Genomic DNA, 20,415 nt, shown 5'->3' with positions numbered 1-20,415 from the left:
TTATATTGACAATAGAATAGCAAAACTTATTAAGAGAAAGTGGAGGGAATTGGCCCGATGATGCTTCAGCAACCGACCTTAAGGGAACGGTGCTAAATCCAACAAGTGTAAACTTGAAAAATAAGTAAAACATTCAGGCGAACACTTCTTAATTACTAAGTGGCGCTTTTTTTATTGCAAAATAATAAAAGGAGATTTTGTTGTAATGGAAGTAAGTGCAGTTGAAGTTAAAGAGTATTTTGTGGATCTTAAAAAAGTCGTATTGGAACGACAATCCTATTGGGAAGAAATTGATCCAAGGCCACACGCTGTAGGTGTTTTAATCCGTAGGAAAAGATTGTCTTGGTACGAAGAAATTCTTCCTAAAATTGAAGAAACTATTGAAATGTTAGAAGATATTAAGGATAAAAGAAATTATATTGAATAAAACCGAAGAGAAACTAGTGTACTTATTTACAACAGTTTCTCTTTTTTATTTGTCTAGCTTAATTTTACAATTGGCGCTTGTATTCGTAGGGTACCACGCTTATAAGGATTACCATAAATATAATGAGTTAATAAGAACTATTGAAGATATATTTATGCTACCAGTGTCTGAAGAAATGTTAACAGAGAAAGATAGAGTACATGGTTTGCAGCTATTCTATCTCTAAAAAAACTTTAGTTCTCTCAATGATCTCATCAGTTGTAATTAATTGATTATTTACAATGACACCATCAGGTTGTTTATTTAATTCTTCTGTAGACATGTTTTCCTCCTAATAAAACTATTTAGAGGCTGGGACAAAACTACTTTTGCGAAAAAAGTAGTCCAACTTTCGTTTATTTTTATAAAGATATAGAAAAATACACTCCCACTACTGAACGAAAAAGTTCATAGTTTTGGGAGTGTATTTTTTTGAGAGACCTTTTGTCCCAGCCCCTTTTTAAGGTTTATTTTGAAAGATTTCAACTACATTATAGTAGGTAGCCAATTAATCAAGACATTTCCCAAACCTGTAGCACCTGCAAAATAGATGAATGTAGGTAGTGGTTTAGAGAAGGACAGAACAGATTTTTGGTAAACTCGCTCAGGAATAAAAGCTTGGAGGAATAGGTCGCCGTAATGCCTAAAGATCAAAAAGCATAGGAAGGACCCGATGATAAGAAAGGTCACGAATGCGGCAAAGTCAGCAACGGGTCCGTAGGCTAGAACATGACTAAACCGGGTAAGTTACATTGAATAACAGCGACAATGTTATTTACACAGAATCCGGTCCAGCCCATATTGAGGGCGAAGTTTTTAAGTGATTCGGCAGAACCAAACCAGACTAGCCAGTAGCCAGCGAATAAAACAAGGGCTAGCAGGGCAACGACCACATAAGTAATCTTTCGGATGGTTTCTTTAAATTTTACGCTTGTATTTGGGACTGGTATTCTTCAGTGTTAGTGGATATATCTTTATTTTGCATTCTAATGCCTCCATACTATAGGTATTTCATCAGTAATAGGGCTAGGATGATACCGGCAATTGATGTGAAAATTCTTTGTATATGGTAGTCTTTTGCTTGATTATCTGGCGCTTCGATGGGTTCGATGACGCCATCAACTTCGATAAAGCCGCCAGCTTGTGCATGCTTGTCCTTTTTCCGCCATTGCCATAAGTTATAGATACTGCTGACTAGTAAGATGATTGACAGAATCAATAATAATGTCGGGAAGAGTTGGATAAATAATTTCGTGAAGAATATGAATAGGAAAATGAGTAGGGCTAAGACCAGAATCAGACCGAGACAGCCTAAACCTGAGGACCCGTTGTATACATAGACACGACGTTTGTTATTCATGAGTGGTCACCTCCAATAGGAATTAGTTGGTTTATTATACCGGATTATTGTAATTTTGGAAAATGATAGTCATTATTTGTCAGCCTTAAAGATAAGAATTGCTAAAGCATTCTGAATAGCCTCTGTTATATGGTAAAATAAAACAGAATGAACGGAGAGGACTAGGTTATATATGAAAGATTATAAAGCGTTAAATTGGTCGAAAACATATGGTATGAAACAACTATTGAATGATGTTTCCTTTTTAATTAGAGAAGGGCAGCACGTTGGTTTGGTTGGGGCCAATGGTTCAGGTAAGACCACCTTATTAAATATTATTGCGGGGAAATCTAGCCTAGATCAAGGGCAGATCGAACATCCAAAAGATTTTACAGTGGGCATTGTCACTCAAGATCCAGAGCTAGATGAAAGCCAAACGATTTTTGAGGCCGTTTATCACTCTGAAAGTCCCATCGTCCAATTAGTTGGTCGGTATGAAGAAATTACCTTGGACTTGCAATTAGATCCAGAAAATAGCCAATTACAAAAGAAATTTCAGCAGATTGAGCAAGAAATGAATGCGCAAAACGCTTGGACTTTGGATACGACAATCCAAACGATCTTATCTAAATTAGGTATTCATGACCTAACCCAAGAAGTGAAAGTCTTGTCTGGGGGCCAACGGAAACGGGTCGGTTTGGCTAAAGTTTTGATTGAAGAACCGGATTTGTTACTGATGGACGAGCCTACCAACCACTTGGATTTTGACATGGTGGAATGGTTAGAAAACTACATTGCTAATTACAAGAAATCAGTCCTAGTTGTAACCCATGACCGGTACTTCTTAGACCAAATCACGACACATATCTTTGCTTTGGACCGGGGTGACTTGAAGCAATACGAGGGTAATTACCAAATTTATTTGGAAAAATTGCAGTCTGAGCATGAAATAGAAGCAGCAACCATGGCGAAACAGAAGAAATTGTATAAGAGTGAATTGGCTTGGATGCGTAAAGGAGCAAAAGCTAGAACTACGAAACAACAAGCCCGTATTCACCGTTTTGAAAACCTGAAAGAAAAAGTCAGTCAAACAACAGACGATAGCGAATTAACAGTGGACTTGGATACTCAACGATTGGGTAATAAAGTCCTTGAATTCGATAACCTAACGGTAGGTTACCCAAATAAGCCTTTAATTACCAATATCAATCTATTATTACAGAATAAAGAACGTGTCGGGATAATTGGGGATAACGGGGCTGGTAAAACGACATTCCTAAATACGATTGCTGGCATTCAGGCACCACTTTCAGGTGAAGTAAAAACGGGTGAAACGGTCCGTATCGCCTACTTCCAACAAATCCCTACTGACCTACCAGAAGACAAGCGGGTGATCAACTACGTGCAGGAAATCGCTTCTGAGTACGTTTATGATGACGGGACCCAAGCATCTGCCGCACAAATGCTAGAGCAATTCTTGTTCCCCCGTGAATCGCATGGCATGTTAATTGGCACGCTATCAGGTGGGGAAAGAAAACGACTGTACCTATTGAAGATATTGATGACTAGACCCAATGTCTTACTTTTGGACGAACCGACAAACGATTTAGATATTGATACCTTATCTGTCTTAGAAGACTACCTAGAGACCTTCCATGGAACTGTGATTACCGTTTCTCATGATCGGTATTTCCTAGACAAGGTGGTTGAGAAACTTATTATTGTGGATAGCTTGGATAATACAGTACAATTATTCTACGGCAACTACCATGACTATAGAGACGCAATGAAAGAAGCGAAAAATCAATCCAGTCAATCGCATAAAGTGGTTAGTCAAAATGAACAAAATAAGCAAGCTGCTGAGCCAGTGACAGAAGAGGTGCCAAAAGCTAAGCGGATGTCATGGCAAGAGAAGAAGGATTGGGCCGTTATTGAGAGTGAAATTGAGCAATTGGAAATGGCTATTGAGGCTATTGACCAGGCAATGAACGAAAACGGAAATGATTACGGCAAACTTTCTGAATTGCAATTAGAGAAAGATAGCAAAGAAAATGATTTGCTTGAAAAAATGACTTACTGGGAGCACCTATCTACATTAGAGAATTAGTATGAGATTTTTTATGATGACATAAAAAGCAAGAAGTCGATGCAAATTAAATTAGGGGGCAATGATTTTGGCAAAGCAATACTTAGATTTTTTACAACACATTTTAGATAACGGACAAGATAAAAGCGACCGTACGGGTGTAGGAACCAGATCAGTTTTTGGTTACCAAATGCGTTTTGATTTAAGCGAAGGATTTCCCTTATTAACGACTAAAAAAGTCCCTTTTGGTTTAATCAAGAGTGAACTGTTATGGTTTTTAAAAGGGGATACCAATATCCGCTATTTATTAGAAAATAACAACCATATCTGGGATGAATGGGCCTTTAAACGCTGGGTTGAATCAGATGCTTATCAAGGACCAGATATGACGGATTTCGGTTTACGAGCTGACGCCGACCCAGAATTTAAAAAGGTCTACCAAGAAGTTAAACAAGCATTTTGCCAACGCGTCTTAGAAGATGATGATTTCGCTAGAGAGTTTGGTGAATTAGGGAATGTTTATGGTAAACAATGGCGTCATTGGGAGACACGTGAGGGTGATTCCATTGATCAAATCGCTAATATTATCGACCAATTGAAACATAACCCAGATTCACGGCGGATAATACTTTCAGCTTGGAATCCAGAAGATGTGCCAGATATGGCTTTACCACCTTGTCATACAATGAGTCAATTCTACGTTCAAGATGGGAAGTTATCTTGCCAACTCTACCAACGTTCTGGCGATGCCTTCCTAGGTGTACCATTTAATATTGCCTCTTATGCTTTATTGACACATTTATTGGCACGTGAGGCAGGTTTAGAGGTTGGTGACTATGTTCATACCTTTGGCGATGCGCATATTTACAACAACCATTTTAACCAAGTATATGAACAATTAAGCCGTCAACCACTTGACCTACCGACTTTAGAAATTGGTGGCGAAGGCAAATCAATCTTTGATCTAGAAAAAGATGATATTAAAGTTAAAGGTTATAAAGCTCATGATGCCATTAAGGCACCAGTAGCGGTTTAATAATAGATAATAATCAAGACCTATTTCTGTCACAAGTTGATAAGGAGGAATTACTATGTTAATTGCAATCTGGGCACAAGATATCAACCATTTAATCGGAAAAGGTGGCAAACTACCTTGGCACTTACCAAATGACTTGAAGTTCTTTAAAGACCAAACAGTTGGTAAGACTGTTGTGATGGGGCGTAAGACATACGCAGGTTTGGATTATAAACCATTACCAAATCGTCACAATATTATCATTACTCGCCAGAAATCACCTTTTGAATCAGACTATGACCAAACGGATGTTGAATTAACCGATTCTATCGATAACATCTTGGCGCTAGCTGAAAAAGAAGACGTGATCATTATGGGTGGCCATTCTATTTACCGCCTATTTTGGCCTTATATTTCTGAATTACGTGTGACAACAATTCACCATGAATTTGATGGGGATGTCCATTTTGACCCGAACCTAGATGACTTCGAAGCGTATGAGGTGATTGAAGGGGTCGTGGATGAGAAGAATGCCTATCCACACAAATTCGTATTCTACCGAAAAGTGGATGAGGATTAGAAGGAGGAGTAGGTTATTTGGCTAAACAAACGAATATGAATACGAAGAAACCATTAAATCCTTGGAAGTGGGCTTTTTGGTTATTACTATTGGCAATTTTGCTACCTGTAGTTGCTTTTTATCTGTATATTCAAACAACAGATCAAGAAACTAACAGTTTGGGTGAACCAGTAACGACAGGAGAAGTGAATGATGAAACAATCACAGCAGAAGCCAACCTGTCGACTGTTTCCTTCAACCGACTAGTATCAGCAGTGATCGGTGGGGATGATGTGCCTTATCAGTTAACGGTAGATGACCAGGTGTCATTTGCTGGTCTAATAGACGCATTGGGGACTGAAGTGGCTTATACCATGCAAGGGCAGCCGTCAGTCATGGAAGATGGGAATATCGCCCTTGACGTGACCAATATTGAATTAGCGGGCTTACAATTGCCGACCTCAACAGTATTGGCTATTTTCCAATTGACCCTACCTACCGATTTACCCCTACAAGTATTATCCGCTGATGCGCAAATTATTATCCGATTGGACCAAGTGTCTGAAAACATGGATTTCGCTATTCGGGCCAGTGATATTGACTTAGCTAACGATGAAATCAACATCTTACTGGATGTGCCATTGAACTATATCGAGAAACAAATCGAGACAGGGGCGAAAGGTAACCAGTAAGATAGTCAACAATTAGAAAGAGTGATGATTACGCAGTCCTTTTATCATTATGTACAAATATTTAGAAATGCCGATTTACTAGAGAGTGACCAGCAGGCGCAGTTTGCTGAGCTGGTCTTTTTAGATGGCGATTTTCCGAAATCAGCTAGCGACTTTGAAACAATTAGCAATTATATTGAATTAAACCAACGCTATTCTGACTACGTATCGACATTTGATGAAGTTTGGCAATCCTATGCCGATAAATACCAAGTGTAGGAGGAAATATTGGGTAAATATTTGAGACCAACATGTCTATCAGAAAGTAGTGAATCATATGTCAGAAAATGAAGATTTAAAAAATAAAGAAGATAACAAAAATAGTGCTGAAGAATTACATAACAGAGCAGTTACTGAGGAAGAAATCCATTCAAATGGTCTAGACGGATATGAGCTTGATAATGACCAAAAACCTAAAAAACGCGGCGTTTCTTGGCTAGTTTATATCCTGACCATCCTTATCGTTGGTGGGGTAACGTTTGTTGGGACATCTTACGTCTTAACTGGCCGTTTACCTGGTCAAAGTATTATCACAGGGTCTTCAAGTACGGCTTTAACCACCAGTGAAATCAAAAAAATTCAAGCTGCATTCTCCACCATTTTGGGCGACTACGTGGAAGATGTGGACCGTGATGCGGTGGTTGACGGGGCTGTATCCGGTATGACAGAAGTTCTAGAAGATCCATATTCTCAGTATTTAACCGACCAATCAGCCCAACAATTGGATGAAACCATCGAAGGGTCATTTGAAGGTATCGGGGCTGAAATCATGGAAAAAGATGACTACATTCAAATTATCAGCCCAATTAAAGAGTCTCCTGCTGAAGAAGCCGGCCTAATGGCCAATGATATCATCAAAGCCGTTGACGGAGAGTCTATTCAAGGCTATTCCGCAACGGAGGCAGTCGCTTTAATCCGCGGTGAAGCGGGCAGTGATGTCGTTTTAACGATTCAACGTGGTGAAGATACTTTTGATGTGACTGTCACAAGAGATACCGTTCCAATTCAAACCGTTTATTACGAAATGTTAGAAGGACAAGAAAGTACTGGTTATGTTCAAATCACGAGTTTTTCAACCCCAACTTACGACGAATTGGTTGCAGCTATTGAAGACTTAAGATCACAAAGGGCGGAGAAATTTGTCTTAGACGTTCGCGGCAACCCAGGTGGTTTATTAACTTCTGCCTTACAGATCGCCAATATGTTCTTAAATGATGGAGATACCATCATGCAAGTTCAAGAAAAAGATGCGGATCCTTATGTATATGAAGCGTCAGACGCGGATTACGGCGACTTCCAAGTCGATGAAGACGTGGTCTTATTAGTAAATGAAGGGTCTGCTTCAGCTTCAGAAATCCTAGCTGCAGCCCTACAAGAATCTGCAGGCATACCAGTTGTTGGTAGCCAAACCTTTGGTAAGGGGACTGTGCAAAATATATTCTCTCTTGAATCTGATTCTGAACTGAAAATTACTATTGCTAAATGGTTAACACCAAATGGTACTTGGATCAATGAAACAGGGGTAACGCCGGATGTTGAAGCCAACTTACCGGATTATGCTTCTTTAACTTTAATTGATACGAGTCAAACCTACCAAGAAGGCGATGCTTCAGGAGCAATTAAAAATATTGAAGCGATCCTAGTGGCCTTAGGTTACCAAGATAGCGAAGCGGATGCTGTTTTTGCAGAGGATACAACCAGTGCTGTACTAGCTTTACAAGCGGACCAAGGACTTCCTGAAACAGGTGTGATTGATACGGAAACAGCGAGTGCCATGATTTCGGCTATCCAAGCATTGATCGCTTCTAATGACACCCAACTAGACAAAGCAGTAGAAGTTCTGGAATAATAAAAACAAAAGCGGCAAAATGGTAGGGTGCTATAGATATAAATAAATATGCTAAAAGAATGGGTAATAGAACCCAGTGAAAAGGATTGACCTTATGAAAAAGTTTTTTGATGAAGTATTTTCAGTTGTGATTTCAGTTGTGATCGCGCTTGTTATCTTCTGGGTGGTTAGAACATATTTCTTCTATCCCTTTAGAGTAGACGGCGATTCAATGGCCAACACAATGATAGATGGGGACCGGTTTGTCCTAAGTTTAACAGATGAAATTGACCAATCAGATATTGTCGTTTTCCCTGCACCAGATGGGTCTGGCGACGAGTATGTGAAACGGATTATCGGGGTTCCAGGTGACACAATTGAATACAAAGATGATGTTTTATATATCAACGACGAAGCAATTGATGAGCCTTATTTAGATTCTATTAAAGAAGACTACTTTGAACGATTCCCAGATGATACAACTTTTACCAATGACTTCACCCTTGAAGAAATTACCGGCGAAACAACTGTTCCAGAAGGCATGTACTTCGTATTAGGAGACAACCGGGAAGTGTCTCATGACTCTCGTTACTTCGGTTTTATTGATGCTGACAGCGTGGAAGGAACAACGCACTTTAGATATTGGCCATTTTCCGACTTCGGTAGTGTACAATAGTAATAGGTAGGTATAAAAACAGTCACAAATATGCATTAAAAAGTTGGCGCACTTAGCCAACTTTTTTAAATGAAAGGAGCTTAACCATGGCACATATTCAATGGTATCCTGGCCATATGGCTAAGGCGAAAAAAGAGGTTCAAAGTCAACTTAACGCAGTGGATATCGTCCTTGAAATTAGGGACGCCCGTATTCCAACAGCTAGTATGAATCCCATGTTAGATGAAATTATTAAAAATAAACGCCACATGATTGTTTTAAATAAACAAGATTTGGCCGACCCCCAACAAACCAAAGAATGGGTCAAAGCCCTTAGCGGCGAAAACAAATTAGCTATCGCTTTGGATTCTAAAAAACTAGGCGATATGAAAATTTTCCGCCAAGCATTAAAAGATTTTACCCAAGACATCCAAGACAAATGGCGCAACAAGGGCATTCTACACAAGTCAATCCGGGTAATGGTTATTGGGATTCCAAACGTTGGTAAGTCAACCTTTATCAACCAGTTCACCAAGCAAAAGAAAGCCCAAGTAGGGAATAAACCAGGGGTTACAAAAGGCCAACAATGGATTAAAATCGATAAAGATTTTGAACTATTGGACACGCCAGGTATCTTATGGCCGAAATTTGAAGACCAGGAAGTTGCCGATAAATTGGCCCTAACTGGTGGCATTAAAGACACCCATTTCTACAAGGATGACGTCGCTTTATTCGCCCTAGAATTCTTCCTACATTATTACCCGGATGCCATCAGCAACCACTACCCAATCAAGGCTGAGGACGTCCACCCACCGTATCCAGACCTATTGATGGCCTTAACCAAGCGTATGGGCATGTTAGAAGACTACGACCGGGCATCAGACAAGATTATCCGTGACTACAGAGACGGTAAATTGGGTCGTATGACCCTAGACCGGATTGAAGAATATCAAATTTCAGAAAATATTGAGGTAAGTGATTAAATGACTGACGAGAAAAAGAGAGCTTTTAACCTCGCAGACTTAGGTGATTTAAAAATCGGTCAAATTCAAACCTACTTGGCCTCAAATGAAGTTGACCCAGTCTACGTACAAGCTTTACGAGAAGATAGCCGTAAAGGAGTGCAAAATGCCTTATTACGCTATGACAAAGCCTTACTTAAGCAACAAGCGATCTTAGACCAGATTGAACAGCTAAAAACGCGAGAAAACGAATTACGTCAACAAGGCTACCAATTGATTGCTGGGGTGGATGAAGTTGGACGTGGTCCCTTAGCAGGTCCGGTTGTCACTAGTGCCGTTATTTTGCCTAGTGACATGCCGCCTGTCTACTTTAATGACTCTAAACAGTTATCTCATACAAAACGCCAAGCTTTGGTGGCAGACATTGAAAAATATGCTATCGCAAAAACAATCGGGATCCAAACGGCTGAAGACATTGACCAAAGCAATATTTTAATTGCCACAAAGCAAGCCATGATGTCTGCTTTAAACCAATTGCATCCGGCACCTGATTATGTCTTAATCGACGCGGTCCATTTGAATGACTACAAGAAGGCACCTCAAGAAGCTATTATTAAGGGAGATGCGACGGTTTATGCCATTGCAGCAGCGTCCATTTATGCCAAAGAATACCGGGATAACTTGATGGCGGAATATGCAGACCTATATCCAGGATACGGTTTTGAAGCCAATGCTGGGTACGGTACTAAACAACATCTAGACGGTTTAAAAAAATACGGTCCAAGTCCCATTCATCGCAAGACTTTTGCCCCAGTTAAAAATTATTTATAAAGATCAGTCAATCTAATTAGTCAAATTCAACCACCTCCTACGTATATACATGTAAAGGGGTGGTTTTTTGTTATTTGAAATTGAAAATCCGTATATTGATATGATGTTAAAAAACGAGGAAGATGTCTTAGCTATGACGGAATCTATGCTGGTTTATGCCTTTGAATCTGGTATATTTACCTACCGGGAATTGGCCGATATTATTCAAGCCCAAGTGACAACACTTGAAGAATTAGACAGGCATATACAAGGTCTTCAAGATACACAGAAATCAAAGGCTTGGGGACGATTCAAGCAAAAGTATTCACTTGCTTATTTTAGAAAATTGTACACGCGCTACCATATTCATCCGGTGACCATCCTTGATACGCTAACATATCCGAAGGCCTTACTGCAAACCTACCAACCTAATTTAGTTTTATTTTGTCAGGGGAATTTAGCTCTTTTTCAAAAAACTGCTATGGCTGTTGTGGGGTCTAGACAAATGACTGCTTACGGTAAATCAGCTATTGACCAATTAATCCCTGAATTAAGTGAAGCAGTAGTCATTGTCTCTGGCTTAGCTAAAGGGGTGGACGCCTATACCCACAAACAAGCGATGGCACATGGAGATACTATTGCCATTATTGGCACGGGCTTGTTGACTTCATACCCAAGTGACCACTATAAGTTGCAGGCAGTAATTGCCCAAGACCATTTGCTCGTTTCACCACTACCCAACCACGCTAAAATTCAACGCTGGCATTTCCCTTACCGAAATCTAGCTATTGCAGGACTCAGTCAAGCAACTATGGTCATTGAGGCGGCAGAAAAATCTGGTTCGTTGATTACGGCTAATTATGCCTTACAAGAAAATAGACTAGTTTTTGCCGTACCAGGGCCTATTTCGAATGCTTTATCTGTGGGTACCAACCAATTAATTTACTACGGCGCAACGCCGGCATTAAAAGCTTCAGAAATTTTGCGCGACTTGTTTTTCAATGTATAGAAAAACTTAATTTTTGCCTTTCAATTTGTCAACAAATAACTTTCTTCTATATGAAATGTGCATATATTGCTTGCTTATTTTATCTTTAGGTTATATATTCATTTGTAGCTATTAATTTTCGTATTTGACAAATGCTAATCTTCTAGCATAATATGTAAAGCGATTTAGAAATGGATATCAGAAAGGAGCTTGTCGTTGGCATATAAATATTTAGTAATCGTAGAATCTCCGACGAAAGCCAAAACTATAGATAAGTATTTAGGTAGAAATTATAGAGTTGTAGCTAGCAAAGGTCATTTACGTGATTTACCAAAATCGCGTATGGGTATTGATATTGAAAATGAATATCAACCAGACTACATCAATATCCGTGGTAAGGGCCCTTTGATTAAAGAGTTACGCAAAGATGCAAAGAAAGCTGAAAAAGTCTTTCTTGCGAGTGACCCGGACCGTGAAGGGGAAGCAATTGCCTTCCATTTAGCCCACATCTTAGGCTTAAACCCTGAAGACCCAATCCGTGTAACCTATAATGAGGTAACCAAAGAAGCTGTTAAAGAGGCAATCGCAAACCCACGTCCAATTAATATGGACCTTGTAGACGCTCAACAAGCTCGCCGTGTGTTAGACCGTTTAGTAGGTTACAATTTATCCCCGATGTTATGGAAGAAAGTAAAGAAAGGGTTATCCGCTGGTCGGGTACAATCCGTTGCTTTACATATGATTATAAACCGGGAAAATGAAATTCGTGCCTTCAAACCTGAAGAGTATTGGACAGTTGAAGGGTCATTTATTAAAGACCGTAAGACATTTAAAGCTAATGCTTCAAAATTCAAGGGAAAAAAACTTGATTTGAAAAACGAAGCGGATGTAAAAGCGTTCATGGCGGAAATTAAAACCCAAGACTTCACAGTTGAAAACGTGACGGAAAAAGAACGTAAGCGTAATCCGCAAAAACCTTTTACCACCTCATCAATGCAGCAAGAAGCGGCAAAAAAATTAAACTTCCGGACCCGTAAAACTATGATGGTAGCCCAACAACTATATGAAGGGATCAAACTAGGTAGCGGAGCGCCAGTTGGTTTGATTACTTATATGCGTACCGATTCAACCCGTATCTCTGATTCAGCTAAAGCCGGTGCAACATCATATATTACCAATACTTATGGTAAGGAATACTTAGGTTACCAAGCAGCAAGTAAGCAAGCCCAAGGGTCACAAGATGCCCATGAAGCGATTCGTCCTTCATCAGCTGACCGGACACCGGATGCTGTTAAAGATTACTTGTCTCGTGATCAATTCCGTTTGTATTCATTGATTTGGTCTCGTTTTATGGCCAGTCTAATGGCACCAGCTATCTATGACACTGTATCTGCTGATTTGGTACAAAATCAAGCGACTTTTAGAGCAAATGGTTCTAAAATTAAGTTTGAAGGTTATCAAAAAGTTTATACAGAAGCTAACAACAAAGACAATATATTACCAGAATTAGTCAACGGTGAAACAGTGAAGTCTAAAGACTTAGAACCAAGTCAACACTTCACCCAACCACCAGCTCGCTATACTGAGGCTTCTTTAATCAAAAAACTAGAAGAAGATGGTGTTGGCCGTCCGTCAACATACTCACCAACCATCGAAACACTGATCAAGCGCTACTACGTAAAATTAGAAGCCAAACGATTTGAACCAACTGAACTAGGTGAAATTGTCGATAAGATGATCGCTGAATTCTTCCCAGAAATCGTGGATACATCATTTACAGCTGATCTTGAAAAAGAATTAGATGAAATTGAAACAGACCAAAAAGAATGGGTTGAAGTCATCGATTCTTTCTTTAAACCATTCCAAAAAGAGCTTGAAAAAGCAGAAGTGGAAATGGAAAAAATTGAAATCAAAGATGAACCAGCTGGCTTTAAATGTCCAGTTGATGGCGGTGAAATGGTCATTAAAATGGGTCGTTTTGGGAAATTCTATGCTTGTGCCAACTTCCCAGACTGTCGCCACACCGAAGCTATTGTGAAAGAGATAGGTGTAACTTGTCCGAAATGTCATGAAGGTCAAGTAGTTGAACGTAAATCGAAGAAAAATCGTATCTTTTACGGTTGCTCTAGATACCCAGACTGTGACTTCACTGACTGGAACAAACCAATCGGTCGTGCATGTCCAAAATGTGACCATTACTTGGTTGAGAAGAAAATCCGTGGTGGTAAACAAATCGTTTGTCCAAACGGTGACTACGAAGAAGACGTGCAAAAAGGTGAAGCAGTAGAAGCGTAAGCCTTCTAAAAATAATGTCAAAATTTGAAAACATCCTTTTTGTTGTGGTATATTTTAGCCACTAATAGAGAGGGTGTTTTTTTATGCCAAAAGATGACATTAAAAATTTATTCAGCGACTATTTAACCCATGAAAAACAATATTCACCAGAAACCATCAAGGCTTACATGGCTGATTTAGACAACTTTCAGGCATTTATGAAGGATGCGGGTATAGCCCAATTAGACCAAGTGGCTTACAGGGATATCCGGATCTACCTAGGTAATTTGCAGCGGGGTGGTCTGTCAAGGAAATCTATTTCCCGCCACCTATCCAGTTTGCGTTCTGCCTACAATTTGCTGCTTGATCGTGAATTGGTCAGTGAAAACCCATTTAATTATGTAAAAACTGCTAAAACTGGCCTTAAATTGCCTGATTTTTTCTACGAATCAGAAATTCAGTCATTATTTGATTCTGTCCAAGGAAGCGATCCAATTGCCCTTAGAAACCGTGCCTTGTTAGAATTCTTGTATGGGACAGGAGCCCGGGTTTCTGAAGTAAGAGACTTAGCCATCAATCAAGTAGACTTAACAGCCGATATGGTCCTCTTGCGTGGGAAAGGCAACAAAGACCGATATGTACCAATTGGATCATTTTGCCACGACGCCTTAGTAGATTACCTGGAAAATGGTAGAAGCCAGCTCATGGCTAAGGGCCATTACGAGGATAACGAACATGTGTTTTTGTTCGTCAATTACAAGGGCGAACAGTTGACTAGCCAGGGGATTGCTTACATTTTAGACCAAATTGTCAAAAATTCAGCCACCACTTTGTCCATCCATCCCCATAAATTAAGGCATTCATTTGCCACTCATTTACTCAACAATGGGGCGGATATAAGAACTGTTCAAGAGCTACTAGGCCATGCTTCCTTATCCACGACACAAATCTACACCCATTTATCTAAGGAAAAATTGCGGGATAATTACCTACAGTTTCATCCTCATGCCAAGCAGAAAAAAGAGCACCCCAAAGATTAGCTTGTTGAAGTGCTAATCTGGGATCGCTCTTTATTTTATTGATTTTGATTCATTTATTTTTTCTTGGCTTTGTTTAAACCAAAGGGCACTTTTGACTCTGTCCCTTGACGAATCCGTTTAATGTTATCTTTATGACGGACAACAACCAGGATTAAGACTAAAACAGCCGCAATTGTTAAACCCAAGTCTTGGTAGAATAAGCTTAAAATCGTTGCAAAAATCACCGCAAAGATAGAGGAGAAGCTTACCATACTCGTGATGAATAAGGATACAAAGAATGATGCGATTGAAATCAAGGCAAATACCGGATGATAGGCTAAAACTACACCAAATGAGGTTGCTACTGCTTTACCACCATTAAATTTCAGGAATAGTGGGAATGAGTGACCAACGATGGCCATACCACCAAATAGTAAAGGGTGTAAGCCAAGATTCAACCGGATGGCTAGTAAGACGGGTATTGCCCCTTTTACCATATCACAGATGAAAACAAGGACGCCTCCAGTGGTCCCAAAAGCTCGGAAGGCATTTGTCGTACCGATATTTCCTGAGCCGAATTGGCGAATATCTTTTTTATAGATGAGTTTGCCGATAACTAAACCAAAGGGAATAGATCCCAATAGGTAAGCGATGACTAGTAATAGAATCGTTAACATGATTTAATTCCTTTCAATAAATCTATGGACTCCTTACATTATATCATTAATTGGAAAGAATACAGTTATATGAGACAAATTTAAATATTGCAAACCTAATTAGCTAGTTATGAAAATCAAAATTTTCCCAAGAATATTTTCTTTCTTTCGAATATTTTAGGCTATAATGGATGAGTTACCCGCAAATAAATGGGCCTATTGATATTGATTCTATTTGGCAAATCAGCGGTTTTAATATATGATGAAAAAGATTGAAAGTGGGGTAAACGATTTGGCCAAACCAACAAACCAAAATAATAAATCAACTTATGATGAAAGTTCGATCCAGGTATTAGAAGGCCTGGAAGCAGTTAGAAAACGTCCTGGTATGTATATCGGGTCAACAGATGCACGTGGTTTACACCATTTAGTGTATGAGATTGTCGATAACTCAATTGACGAGGCCTTTAGTGGATATGCTGACCATATTACAGTAACCCTTGCTAAAGACGGTTCAGCAATTGTTACCGATAATGGACGTGGGATGCCGATTGGTAAACATACTAGCGGTAAGCCGACTGTTGAGGTCATCTTAACGGTCCTTCATGCGGGTGGTAAATTCGGTGGTTCAGGCTATAAAACTTCAGGGGGTCTACACGGTGTAGGTTCATCTGTAGTAAATGCCTTGTCCAGCAAATTTATTGCCACAGTTCACCGGGACGGCAAGGAATACTACCAGGAATTTACCAATGGTGGTAAACCAGGCAAACCCAAAACAAAAGCCTTTAAAAGCAAAAACACCGGCACTAAAATCCAATTTTATCCGGATGCTGAAATTTTTGGCAATATTAAATTTGACCCGTCAACTATTCGGGAACACTTACGGGAATCAGCCTTTTTATTAAAAGACTTACGTATCGACTTTATTGATGAAATCAACGAAACTGAGGAAACCTTCCATTATGCAGAAGGGATTAAGGCCTTTGTCGATTACTTAAATGAAGACAAGGACGTTTTACATGATGTCGTCTTTTTCCAAGGGGTTGAAAACGGGATTGAAATCGAATTGGCCTTCCAATATAACGATGGTTATTCGGAAACAGTCTTATCATTCGTCAATAACGTAAGAACTGCAGATGGCGGGACCCATGAATCGGGGATGCGAACAGGTTTAACTAAGTCTTTCAATGAATACGCCCGTAAGGTGGACTTGTTGAAGACTAAAGAAAAGAACCTTGAAGGATCTGACGTACGAGAAGGGTATACAGCTGTCTTATCGCTACGGGTTCCTGAAGAAATCTTGCAGTTTGAAGGGCAAACCAAGTCTAAATTAGGGACACCACAAGCGCGTTCAGCTTCTGATAAAATCGTATCTGAAAACTTAGCGGTTTACCTAATTGAAAACGGGGAAACAGCACAAATGCTGGTCCGCAAAGCTTTAAAAGCACGTGAAGCGAGAGATGCTGCCCGTAAAGCCCGTGAAGCGTCACGTGGCGCTAAGGGGAAACGTAAGGAAGTCCTATTATCTGGTAAATTAACGCCGGCACAGGGCCGTAATGCCAAGAAGAATGAACTGTTCCTAGTGGAGGGGGATTCTGCCGGCGGTTCGGCTAAACAAGGGCGGGACCGTAAATTCCAGGCGATCTTGCCATTACGTGGTAAGGTATTAAACACTGAAAAAGCCAGCATACAAGATATTTTAAAAAATGAAGAGTTGAACACCATTATCTATACCATTGGTGCAGGTGTAGGGGCTGAATTTGAGGTTGAGGATGCCAACTACGATAAAGTCATCATCATGACCGATGCCGATACCGATGGGGCCCATATCCAGGTGCTACTGTTGACCTTTTTCTTCCGCTATATGAAACCTTTAGTAGAGGCGGGCAAAGTCTATCTTGCTATGCCACCCTTGTATAAGGTGTCTAAGGGTAAAGGGAAAAACGAGATCACTGAATACGCTTGGACGGATGACGAGTTAAAAGCTGTGACTGATAAAGTCGGCAAAGGCTATATCTTACAACGTTACAAAGGTTTGGGTGAGATGAATGCGGACCAATTATGGGAAACGACTATGGATCCTGAAACACGTACCCTAGTCCGGGTAACAATTGACGATTTATCCCTAGCTGAAAAACGGGTATCTGTTTTAATGGGGAATAAGGTTGAACCTAGACGGAAATGGATTGAAGACAATGTGGCCTTCACCATGGATGAAGAAGATACCCTACTTGAAAATGCCTCAGATAATGATGCTGGCGACAAGGAGGAAGTTGTCGAGATTTTAGAAAACCAAAATCAAACCAGTGTCACTGCTAATGAAGATGTGGATGACTTAGCTGGTGGGCAAATTAATTTATTTGATGAAGATGGTGATTATTAATGGTTGAAATTCAAAAATTAACATTAGAAGAGGTAATGGGTGACCGTTTTGGAAGGTATTCTAAATACATCATCCAAGACCGGGCGCTACCTGATATTCGGGATGGATTAAAACCAGTTCAACGCCGGATTTTATTCGCGATGTTTCAAGAGGGGAATACTTCTTCTTCAAACTTCCGTAAATCGGCCAAAACAGTCGGTAATGTAATTGGTAACTACCACCCACACGGTGATTCATCAGTTTATGAAGCCATGGTCCGTATGTCTCAAGACTGGAAGAACCGTGAAGTTTTAGTAGAAATGCACGGGAATAACGGGTCTATGGACGGTGACTCTGCAGCTGCCATGCGGTATACAGAAGCCCGTTTATCGAAGATTGCTGATGAATTATTGCGTGATCTTGATAAAGACACGGTCGAAATGATCCTAAACTTTGATGACACGGCTGAAGAACCAACTGTTTTACCGGCAGGTTTCCCAAACCTTTTGGTTAACGGGGCAACTGGTATTTCAGCGGGTTACGCCACTGAAATTCCGCCGCATAATCTAGGTGAAATTATTGATGCAACAACTTATTTAATCGACCATCCAAATGCCACAATCAACAAGTTGATGGACTTTGTTCCTGGACCAGATTTCCCAACAGGGGCTATTATCCAAGGGAAAGAAGAGTTGAAGAAAGCTTATACTTCTGGACGCGGGAAAGTCGTTGTTCGGTCTAAACACCATATTGAAACAGACCGCGGTGGTAAAGAGAAAATCGTGATCACGGAAATTCCATATGAAGTGAATAAGGCTAACCTAGTGCGCCGGATGGATGAGTTACGGTTGAACCGGTCAATTGACGGTATTCAAGAAGTCCGCGATGAAACAGATCGTAACGGCCTACAAATCGTGATTGAATTGAAAAAGGATGCGAGTTCTGATGCCATCCTAAACTACTTCTACAAAAATTCTGATCTGCAAATTAACTATAACTTCAACATGGTGGCCATTAATGACCAACGTCCTGAATTAGTCGGGATTAGAGAAGCTTTAAATGCTTATATCGGCCACCGGTATGAAATTATTCGTCGCCGGACAACCTTTGATTTAAACAAGGCCCAACGTCGTTTACATATCGTAGACGGATTGGTCAAAGCCATGTCTATTTTAGACCAAGTGATTGCGACGATTAGAAACTCTAAGAACAAATCAGACTCTAGATACAACTTGATTGAAGCTTTTGATTTTTCAGAAGCCCAAGCAGAAGCCATCGTAAGCCTACAATTGTACCGTTTAACCAATACAGACGTTACTGCCTTGGAGAATGAACGACTGCAATTAAATGAGGATATTGCTGCTTACCAAGCAATCTTATCTGACGACAAAGTCCTATATGGCCGAATGAAGTCTGAACTCAAAGCGATTAAGAAAGCTTACGCTTCTGAACGTCGTACCGAGATTCAAGATGAAATCCAAGAAGTCATCGTTAAGAAACAATTATTAATTCCTGAGGAGGATGTTGTCGTTGTTGTAACCCGTGGTGGTTATATCAAACGATCTAGTCTGCGGTCGTTTAAAGCTTCTGGTATTGAAGAAGTTGGTTTACGAGACGGAGACCATGTCCAATTCCTTGAAAAAATGTCTACTTTGGACCAATTAGTATTCATAACCAATAAAGGGAACTACATCTTCCAACCAGTTTATGAATTACAAGACATCCGTTGGAAAGACTTAGGGGAGCATGTTTCGCAAAGAATTGCTTTTGCGAGTGACGAATCAATTATCGGTGTCTTTAAATACGATGAAAACAGCAAAGATAACCTCTTGCTCGCATCAGCGGCTGGTATGATTAAACAAACGGCCTTGTCAGAATTCAAAGAATTCCGCGGTTATAAAAACAAATCATCTTTAGCGATGAATTTATCTTCTGACACTGACCAAGTAATTGGTGTCTACCGTATTGACGGCGCAACTGACCAAAGCCAAGCCCAAGTCATTTTAGTGACGCATTTTGGTTTTACCTTAAGATACAGCATTGATGAAATTTCAATTATTGGTGTGCGTGCTAAAGGTGTTAAATCCATTAACCTGAAACAAGATGATTATGTGGTTGGATTGTCATACGCAGCCGTTCCAGATGATAACTTGCAATTGATGATGGTGACCCAGAGAGGGCATATGAAACGATTGAAATGGGCTGAAATTAACGTTCTTGGTCGTGCTAAGCGTGGTTTAGTGGCCTTAAAAGAATTGAAATCAAACCCGCATCGTTTTGTTGCTGCCTTTGAAGTCATTGATACTAATCAAATATTTGAAGTTGTTACAAGTCAATCTCATCGAGAAATGTTTAGAGCTGGTGACGTGGCAATTGCCAACCGTTATTCAAACGGATCTATGCTTGTAGATGAGAAAGACCATGGTCAAATTAGCTTAGTAACACCGTTAATCGACTTCACGTCTTTTGATCCGGAAAAATAAATTTTCAATTAAGAATCCGAACGCCTGCCAAATTTTTAGGTTCTTTTACAAATAGTGTTGGTAAATAATTTCAAAGCACACGAATACGTTTTTTAGTTTTTAATAATAACCTGAACAATTCATACTTTTCGTTGAAAACATGTGCCAACTGCCTAACGGCAGCTTAAATTTACTTTTTCATT

The 20,415-nt window shown here is 39.9% G+C and carries 18 protein-coding genes and 1 riboswitch; of the genes, 15 read left to right on the top strand and 3 right to left on the bottom strand.

What is annotated here, in order from left to right:
- The first annotated feature begins 23 nt into the window (after window positions 1-23).
- Window positions 24-127, top strand: a riboswitch (SAM riboswitch).
- Between the two features lie 78 nt (window positions 128-205).
- Window positions 206-427 carry a hypothetical protein gene (locus AWM76_RS05565; protein WP_003140880.1) on the top strand — a complete coding sequence of 74 codons (222 nt, stop codon included), beginning with the start codon at window positions 206-208 and terminating at the stop codon, window positions 425-427.
- 761 nt (window positions 428-1,188) lie between these two features.
- Here AWM76_RS05565 and AWM76_RS10825 read toward each other — a convergent pair.
- Both AWM76_RS10825 and AWM76_RS05555 read right to left on the bottom strand, forming a co-directional pair.
- Window positions 1,189-1,359: a hypothetical protein gene (locus tag AWM76_RS10825; protein WP_003140877.1), complete on the bottom strand. Its 171-nt coding sequence runs from the start codon at window positions 1,357-1,359 to the stop codon at window positions 1,189-1,191.
- A 107-nt stretch (window positions 1,360-1,466) separates the two neighbouring features.
- The gene (locus tag AWM76_RS05555) at window positions 1,467-1,826 is read right to left on the bottom strand and encodes a hypothetical protein (RefSeq protein WP_003140876.1); all 360 of its coding nucleotides are present in this window, start codon (window positions 1,824-1,826) and stop codon (window positions 1,467-1,469) included.
- 172 nt (window positions 1,827-1,998) lie between these two features.
- On the opposite strand from AWM76_RS05555, the gene AWM76_RS05550 reads away from it, so the two are divergent.
- The 12 genes from AWM76_RS05550 to xerC all read left to right on the top strand — a co-directional run bounded on the left by AWM76_RS05550 (window position 1,999) and on the right by xerC (window position 14,753).
- On the top strand, window positions 1,999-3,912 hold the full coding sequence (locus AWM76_RS05550; protein WP_003140874.1) for an ABC-F family ATP-binding cassette domain-containing protein: 1,914 nt from the start codon (window positions 1,999-2,001) through the stop codon (window positions 3,910-3,912).
- Window positions 3,913-3,973: 61 nt separating this feature from the next.
- Window positions 3,974-4,927: a thymidylate synthase gene (locus AWM76_RS05545; protein ID WP_003140872.1), complete on the top strand. Its 954-nt coding sequence runs from the start codon at window positions 3,974-3,976 to the stop codon at window positions 4,925-4,927.
- Window positions 4,928-4,982: 55 nt separating this feature from the next.
- Window positions 4,983-5,486: a dihydrofolate reductase gene (locus tag AWM76_RS05540; protein ID WP_003140871.1), complete on the top strand. Its 504-nt coding sequence runs from the start codon at window positions 4,983-4,985 to the stop codon at window positions 5,484-5,486.
- Window positions 5,487-5,503: 17 nt separating this feature from the next.
- Window positions 5,504-6,157 (top strand): DUF2140 family protein, encoded by a 654-nt coding sequence (locus AWM76_RS05535; protein ID WP_106427258.1) that lies wholly within the window; start codon window positions 5,504-5,506, stop codon window positions 6,155-6,157.
- A 24-nt stretch (window positions 6,158-6,181) separates the two neighbouring features.
- Window positions 6,182-6,415, top strand: a complete 234-nt coding sequence (locus AWM76_RS05530) for a YozE family protein (RefSeq protein WP_003140866.1) — start codon at window positions 6,182-6,184, stop codon at window positions 6,413-6,415.
- Between the two features lie 58 nt (window positions 6,416-6,473).
- Window positions 6,474-8,045 (top strand): S41 family peptidase, encoded by a 1,572-nt coding sequence (locus tag AWM76_RS05525; RefSeq protein ID WP_003140864.1) that lies wholly within the window; start codon window positions 6,474-6,476, stop codon window positions 8,043-8,045.
- Window positions 8,046-8,139: 94 nt separating this feature from the next.
- On the top strand, window positions 8,140-8,700 hold the full coding sequence (gene lepB, locus AWM76_RS05520) for a signal peptidase I (protein ID WP_003140863.1): 561 nt from the start codon (window positions 8,140-8,142) through the stop codon (window positions 8,698-8,700).
- Between the two features lie 86 nt (window positions 8,701-8,786).
- Entirely contained in the window at window positions 8,787-9,662 is an 876-nt protein-coding gene (gene ylqF / locus AWM76_RS05515; protein WP_003140861.1) for a ribosome biogenesis GTPase YlqF, read from the top strand.
- Complete coding sequence (locus AWM76_RS05510) at window positions 9,663-10,472, top strand: ribonuclease HII (RefSeq protein WP_003140860.1); 810 nt, start codon at window positions 9,663-9,665, stop codon at window positions 10,470-10,472.
- Between the two features lie 67 nt (window positions 10,473-10,539).
- The gene (gene dprA / locus AWM76_RS05505) at window positions 10,540-11,460 is read left to right on the top strand and encodes a DNA-processing protein DprA (RefSeq protein WP_106427257.1); all 921 of its coding nucleotides are present in this window, start codon (window positions 10,540-10,542) and stop codon (window positions 11,458-11,460) included.
- Between the two features lie 195 nt (window positions 11,461-11,655).
- Window positions 11,656-13,734: a type I DNA topoisomerase gene (gene topA, locus AWM76_RS05500; protein WP_003140856.1), complete on the top strand. Its 2,079-nt coding sequence runs from the start codon at window positions 11,656-11,658 to the stop codon at window positions 13,732-13,734.
- Between the two features lie 83 nt (window positions 13,735-13,817).
- Window positions 13,818-14,753, top strand: coding sequence for a tyrosine recombinase XerC (gene xerC / locus AWM76_RS05495; RefSeq protein WP_003140855.1), 936 nt, complete (start codon window positions 13,818-13,820; stop codon window positions 14,751-14,753).
- Between the two features lie 53 nt (window positions 14,754-14,806).
- On the opposite strand, the gene plsY is transcribed toward xerC, so the two are convergent.
- Window positions 14,807-15,409, bottom strand: a complete 603-nt coding sequence (gene plsY, locus AWM76_RS05490) for a glycerol-3-phosphate 1-O-acyltransferase PlsY (RefSeq protein WP_003140854.1) — start codon at window positions 15,407-15,409, stop codon at window positions 14,807-14,809.
- 238 nt (window positions 15,410-15,647) lie between these two features.
- On the opposite strand from plsY, the gene parE reads away from it, so the two are divergent.
- Complete coding sequence (gene parE / locus AWM76_RS05485) at window positions 15,648-17,771, top strand: DNA topoisomerase IV subunit B (RefSeq protein ID WP_003140853.1); 2,124 nt, start codon at window positions 15,648-15,650, stop codon at window positions 17,769-17,771.
- Window positions 17,771-20,233 carry a DNA topoisomerase IV subunit A gene (gene parC / locus AWM76_RS05480; protein ID WP_003140851.1) on the top strand — a complete coding sequence of 821 codons (2,463 nt, stop codon included), beginning with the start codon at window positions 17,771-17,773 and terminating at the stop codon, window positions 20,231-20,233. The genes parE and parC overlap by 1 nt, the downstream gene beginning before the upstream one ends.
- The last annotated feature ends 182 nt before the right edge of the window (window positions 20,234-20,415 follow it).

The organism is Aerococcus viridans, from assembly GCF_001543285.1.
Classification (GTDB): domain Bacteria; phylum Bacillota; class Bacilli; order Lactobacillales; family Aerococcaceae; genus Aerococcus; species Aerococcus viridans.
This window is presented reverse-complemented; position numbering and strand designations above follow the sequence as displayed.

Coding starts and splice junctions, on each gene's coding strand:
- AWM76_RS05565 (WP_003140880.1), top strand. CDS start 206: ATGGAAGTAAGTGCAGTTGAAGTTAAAGAGTATTTTGTGGATCTTAAA.
- AWM76_RS05540 (WP_003140871.1), top strand. CDS start 4,983: ATGTTAATTGCAATCTGGGCACAAGATATCAACCATTTAATCGGAAAA.
- AWM76_RS05550 (WP_003140874.1), top strand. CDS start 1,999: ATGAAAGATTATAAAGCGTTAAATTGGTCGAAAACATATGGTATGAAA.
- AWM76_RS05510 (WP_003140860.1), top strand. CDS start 9,663: ATGACTGACGAGAAAAAGAGAGCTTTTAACCTCGCAGACTTAGGTGAT.
- ylqF (WP_003140861.1), top strand. CDS start 8,787: ATGGCACATATTCAATGGTATCCTGGCCATATGGCTAAGGCGAAAAAA.
- AWM76_RS05555 (WP_003140876.1), bottom strand. CDS start 1,826: ATGAATAACAAACGTCGTGTCTATGTATACAACGGGTCCTCAGGTTTA.
- parE (WP_003140853.1), top strand. CDS start 15,648: ATGATGAAAAAGATTGAAAGTGGGGTAAACGATTTGGCCAAACCAACA.
- AWM76_RS05530 (WP_003140866.1), top strand. CDS start 6,182: ATGATTACGCAGTCCTTTTATCATTATGTACAAATATTTAGAAATGCC.
- plsY (WP_003140854.1), bottom strand. CDS start 15,409: ATGTTAACGATTCTATTACTAGTCATCGCTTACCTATTGGGATCTATT.
- parC (WP_003140851.1), top strand. CDS start 17,771: ATGGTTGAAATTCAAAAATTAACATTAGAAGAGGTAATGGGTGACCGT.
- AWM76_RS05525 (WP_003140864.1), top strand. CDS start 6,474: ATGTCAGAAAATGAAGATTTAAAAAATAAAGAAGATAACAAAAATAGT.
- lepB (WP_003140863.1), top strand. CDS start 8,140: ATGAAAAAGTTTTTTGATGAAGTATTTTCAGTTGTGATTTCAGTTGTG.
- xerC (WP_003140855.1), top strand. CDS start 13,818: ATGCCAAAAGATGACATTAAAAATTTATTCAGCGACTATTTAACCCAT.
- AWM76_RS05545 (WP_003140872.1), top strand. CDS start 3,974: ATGATTTTGGCAAAGCAATACTTAGATTTTTTACAACACATTTTAGAT.